This is a genomic window from Streptomyces sp. MnatMP-M17 (assembly GCF_900091995.1).
GTDB lineage: Bacteria > Actinomycetota > Actinomycetes > Streptomycetales > Streptomycetaceae > Streptomyces.
On sequence record NZ_FMDK01000746.1, the window covers coordinates 1 to 4,483 of the forward strand.

Sequence of the window (4,483 nt, forward strand, 5' to 3'; positions counted from 1 at the left end):
GGACGGCGCTGGGCGAGCCCAAGCTGATCCACACCGTGGTCAAACGCGGCTACCGGCTGGCGCTGGACCCGGCGGCCGACGCGAAGTACGCGGACGCGTGAGCGGGCGTGTGAGCCGGCGTGCGAGCGGACAGGCGAGCCGGGCCCGGTGACAGGCTGAGCGGGAGCGCGCCTACGGGCGGTGCCGGAACGCGCGATCCGGCTATGGTCCCCGGACACGGATGGCTACGGTGTTGTCCGTGAGGCCCTCTGGTACTTCGCGGTGCCGTCGGTACCGTACGGGGAATGGTGCTCCACTCCTCCATCCGCCTCAGACCTTCGAGCCCGGACGACGCCGAACACGTCGTCGAGGCGCTGGTCCGCAACCGCGACCATCTGCGTCCCTGGGAGCCGTACCGTCCCGCGGACTACTTCACCGCGCGGTTCCAGGCCGACCGGCTCGCCGATCCCTCGGCGCGCCGCTGGCTGCTCGCCGACGGTACGCGCGTCGTCGGTGAGGCGACGCTGTCGAACATCGCTCTCGGCGCCTTCCGCAGCGCGATCCTCGGCTACTGGATCGACGCGGCGTATCTCAACCGCGGCCTCGCCACCCGCACCGTCGAGGAGGTCTGCCGCGCGGCCCGCGACGAGCTGGGCCTGCACCGCGTCGAGGCGGGCACGCTGCCCGCCAACGCGGCCTCACAGCGGGTGCTGCGCAAATGCGGTTTCGAGCTGTTCGGGACCGCGCCGCTCTATCTTCATATCGACGGAGAGTGGCGGGACCATCATCTCTTCCAGCGCATCCTGCACAACGGCCCGCCGAACTGAGCTCCTTGGGTTCCCTGCCGGTAGCAGGGGTTCCGGCCGCGTTCGGGGGCAGGCACTCTGAGAGGGAACGCACCCGACCGGTGAACCCGAGGCGGTGACAGGCACATGACGGCGGGCATGAGCTCGTACGAGTGGCGGTTCGACTCCGGGCGCGTCTGCCTGGATCTGGTGGCCACGGCGGAGCCGACCTCCAGAGGATGGGAGCAGCTCGACGGCGCCGTGTCGCTCCGCAGATGGCTGGTCGGCGCCGGGCTGGTGCCGAAAGGGACTCCGCTGCGGGCCGTGGACGCCTGCTGGGTCCGGTCCTTCGCCGAACTGCGCGACGGCGTCGGGCAGTTGGTACGGGCCCAGATCGACGGCCGGGACGCGGCGGACGCCCTGGAGCAGGTCAACGCGCTGGCCGCGGTGGCGCCGCCCGGGATCAGGGCCGTACGGGACGAGGACGGCGCGCTCGTACGGGCGCTGAGCGCCGAGCCCGAGTGCGGCGCGCTGCTGGCGGCCGTGGCCAGGGACGCGGTGGAGCTGCTCACCGATCCCGCGGCACGGGCCAGGCTTCGGCAGTGCGAAGGTGACACCTGCGGGCGCGTCTATCTGGACACCTCACGAGGGCGGCGGCGCCGCTGGTGCTCCAGCGAGGTCTGCGGCAACCGCGAACGGGTGGCCAGGCACCGCCGCAGGGCGGCACTCTCCCGGGCCTGAGGCCGCGCCTGAGCCGCTCCGTCCGGGCCGCCGAGCGGCTTCCGGTCCGCCAAACGCGATTTTCAGCCAACTCCGCACGGTGTGAACACAGACGGCGCACAGATTCCATGCAGAGCCCACACACCTCCTGCGCGGCTTCTCCATGGATTCCGCATGGGTCCCGGACCGGGGCGAACCCGTCCCAGGTCGCCCAGCCTTCGCCGTAAAAGATCTTGAAAGTTTTTCCGGTCCCGTTGAGTGACCGCACGCGGGCGTCCGTAGTGATGAGGGAGAAGCAGCCATCAAGGTCTCGACCGGGAGGTTCAGGTGCGCAAGGATGCGGCCGTGGCCGAAGACCGACCTCACCGGGCCCGGCACCGGAGCGAGGTACCGCGCACCAATGTCTCCGTCCCCGACGAGGAGTTGATGCGAGCCCTCTACCGGGAGCACGCGGGACCGCTGCTCGCCTATGTACTGCGTCTGGTCGCGGGCGACCGTCAGCGGGCCGAGGATGTCGTGCAGGAAACGCTCATCCGTGCCTGGAAGAACGCCGGCCAGCTCAACCGGGCGACCGGCTCTGTCCGACCCTGGCTGGTGACGGTCGCCCGGCGTATCGTCATCGACGGTCACCGCAGCCGGCAGGCCCGGCCGCAGGAGGTCGACCCGTCGCCGCTGGAGGTCATGCCCGCGGAGGACGAGATCGACAAGGCGTTGTGGCTGATGACGCTCTCTGATGCGCTCGATGATTTGACCCCCGCTCACCGGGAAGTCCTGGTGGAGACGTACTTCAAGGGGCGCACGGTCAACGAGGCCGCCGAGACGCTCGGCATACCCAGCGGCACGGTGCGTTCACGGGTGTTCTACGCGCTGCGTTCCATGAAGCTCGCGCTGGAGGAGAGGGGGGTCTCGGCATGACCACGCATGAGCAGTACGGACTGGGCGACGAAAGTACTGTGCACGAAGCCGTCGGCGCGTATGTCCTCGGCATTCTCGACGACGCCGAGGCCACCGCCTTCGAGGCGCATCTGGCCGGCTGCCGTATCTGCGCCGTCAACCTGGAGGAGTTCTCCGGGATGGAGCCGATGCTGGCCATGCTGGCCGACAGCCCGGCCCCGTTCGCCGGGCCCGGCTCCCTCGGCGCGCCCGGCACGCTCGGCTCACTGGCGCCCGTGGTGCCGCTGGCGGAGCTGCCGACACCGTCCGTCTCCGTACAGCCGAGCCCGCAGCTCCTCGGGCGGCTGGTGGACGAGGTCGCGGCCAAGCGCGCCCAGCGCAGGCGCCGCGGGATGTATCTGGTCGCCGCCGCGGCGGCGCTGATCATCGGCGGTCCCGTGGTGGCCGTCACCGCCGCCGGAGGCGACGGCGGGACGAGCAACCAGGCCGGAGACCCGCATCCCACCAGCCCGGCCGAGGACGCCTTCTTCAACCACATGCCGGACAAGGTCTGGGCGACGGACGCCACGACCAAGGTCAGCGCGACGATCGGCATGGAGCCGAAGGGCTGGGGCACGCACACGGTCCTGGAGCTCAAGAATGTGAAGGGTCCGCTCAAGTGCAGTCTGGTCGCCGTGTCCAAGACGGGCGAGGAGGAGGTCGTCACCTCCTGGTCGGTGCCGAAGTGGGGATACGGCATCGCCGACAGCCCGAACAAGGTCTCCAAGAGCCCGCTGTACGTCCACGGCGGCACGGCCATGGACAGCAACGACATCGATCACTTCGAGGTCCGTACGTTCGACGGCGAGCGACTGGTGGAGGTCGACGCCTGACATACCGGCCCCCCTTCGCGTACGGTTGACGGCTGCCCGACGCACGTTATGAAGGGGGCCCCGGTGGCCGCGCAGGATGCCGCTGTTCAATCCGCTGGACCGGCCGTCGATCCGGTATGCGACACGGGGCACGACTCCGTCCGCGACCGTGAGATCGACGGCGAACAGCGCCATCTGGACCAGGTGTACCGCCGCCTGGAGGAGAAGATCCACGAGGCGGAGTTCCTCATGCACGACGCCGCCAAACGGGGGCAGGTCGGCACACCGGGCGCGCTCGCCGAGCGCGACGCCCAGGTCTTCCGGGCGGGGATCCATCTCAACCGGCTCAACAACGAGTTCGAGGACTTCCTCTTCGGACGGATCGATCTGCTGCCCGGCAAGGACGGCCAGAAGGGCCCGGACGGCGCGTACACCTCGGTCGAACCGGCCGATGACGCCATCAGGCCGGACCGTACGGCCGATATCGCCGAGACGCTGCACATCGGCCGGATCGGCGTCCTGGACTCCGACTACTCGCCGCTGGTCATCGACTGGCGCGCGCCGGCCGCCGCACCCTTCTACCGCTCCACACCGGTCGATCCCGGCCGGGTGGTACGGCGCAGGGTGATCCGGTCCAAGGGCCGCAAGGTGCTCGGTGTCGAGGACGATCTGATGCGTCCGGAGCTGACCGCGTCGCTGGACGGCGCGGCGCTGCCGGTCATCGGCGACGGCGCGCTGATGGCCGCGCTCGGACAGGCGCGTAGCCACACGATGCGGGACATCGTCTCCTCGATCCAGGCGGAGCAGGACCTTGTGATCCGGGCGCCGGCCGCGTCCGTCACGGAGGTGTCGGGCGGTCCCGGCACCGGCAAGACGGCGGTGGCGCTGCACCGCGCCGCGTATCTGCTCTACCAGGACCGGCGGCGGTACGCCGGCGGCATCCTGGTCGTCTCACCGACGCCGCTGCTGGTCGCGTACACGGAAGGCGTGCTTCCGTCGCTGGGCGAGGAGGGCCAGGTCGCGATCCGCGCGGTCGGCTCGCTGGTCGACGGCGCGGAGGCCACGGCGTACGACGAACCGGCCGTCGCCCGGGTCAAGGGCTCGGCGCGGATGCTGAAGGTGCTGCGCAAGGCGGCGAGAGGAGCGCTGGAAGGCACCACGGCGACGGCTCCCGGCGGCCGTGGCGGTGGCGGCCGTGGCGGACGGACCGGCCGCACGGTGAGCGCGGGCGCGGGCGCGCTCACGGGACAGCTC

At 70.7% G+C, this 4,483-nt stretch carries 4 protein-coding genes and 1 pseudogene; all 5 read left to right on the forward strand.

Going from position 1 to position 4,483, the window contains the following annotated elements; translation table 11 throughout:
- The first annotated feature begins 284 nt into the window (after positions 1-284).
- Positions 285-806 carry a GNAT family N-acetyltransferase gene (locus GA0115259_RS29710; protein WP_093602749.1) on the forward strand — a complete coding sequence of 174 codons (522 nt, stop codon included), beginning with the start codon at positions 285-287 and terminating at the stop codon, positions 804-806.
- A gap of 105 nt (positions 807-911) precedes the next feature.
- Positions 912-1,505, forward strand: a complete 594-nt coding sequence (locus GA0115259_RS29715; protein WP_093602751.1) for a CGNR zinc finger domain-containing protein — start codon at positions 912-914, stop codon at positions 1,503-1,505.
- 306 nt (positions 1,506-1,811) lie between these two features.
- Positions 1,812-2,399: a sigma-70 family RNA polymerase sigma factor gene (locus GA0115259_RS29720; RefSeq protein ID WP_093602753.1), complete on the forward strand. Its 588-nt coding sequence runs from the start codon at positions 1,812-1,814 to the stop codon at positions 2,397-2,399.
- Positions 2,396-3,250 carry a zf-HC2 domain-containing protein gene (locus tag GA0115259_RS29725; protein WP_093602755.1) on the forward strand — a complete coding sequence of 285 codons (855 nt, stop codon included), beginning with the start codon at positions 2,396-2,398 and terminating at the stop codon, positions 3,248-3,250. Before GA0115259_RS29720 ends, GA0115259_RS29725 begins: the two co-directional genes overlap by 4 nt.
- Positions 3,251-3,313: 63 nt before the next feature.
- A pseudogene (locus GA0115259_RS29730) lies at positions 3,314-4,483 on the forward strand (helicase); the annotation flags it as partial.

Bases quoted from the DNA above. Each gene is read 5' to 3' on its own strand.
- GA0115259_RS29715 (WP_093602751.1), top strand. From the start codon at position 912: ATGACGGCGGGCATGAGCTCGTACGAGTGGCGGTTCGACTCCGGGCGC.
- GA0115259_RS29710 (WP_093602749.1), top strand. From the start codon at position 285: ATGGTGCTCCACTCCTCCATCCGCCTCAGACCTTCGAGCCCGGACGAC.
- GA0115259_RS29725 (WP_093602755.1), top strand. From the start codon at position 2,396: ATGACCACGCATGAGCAGTACGGACTGGGCGACGAAAGTACTGTGCAC.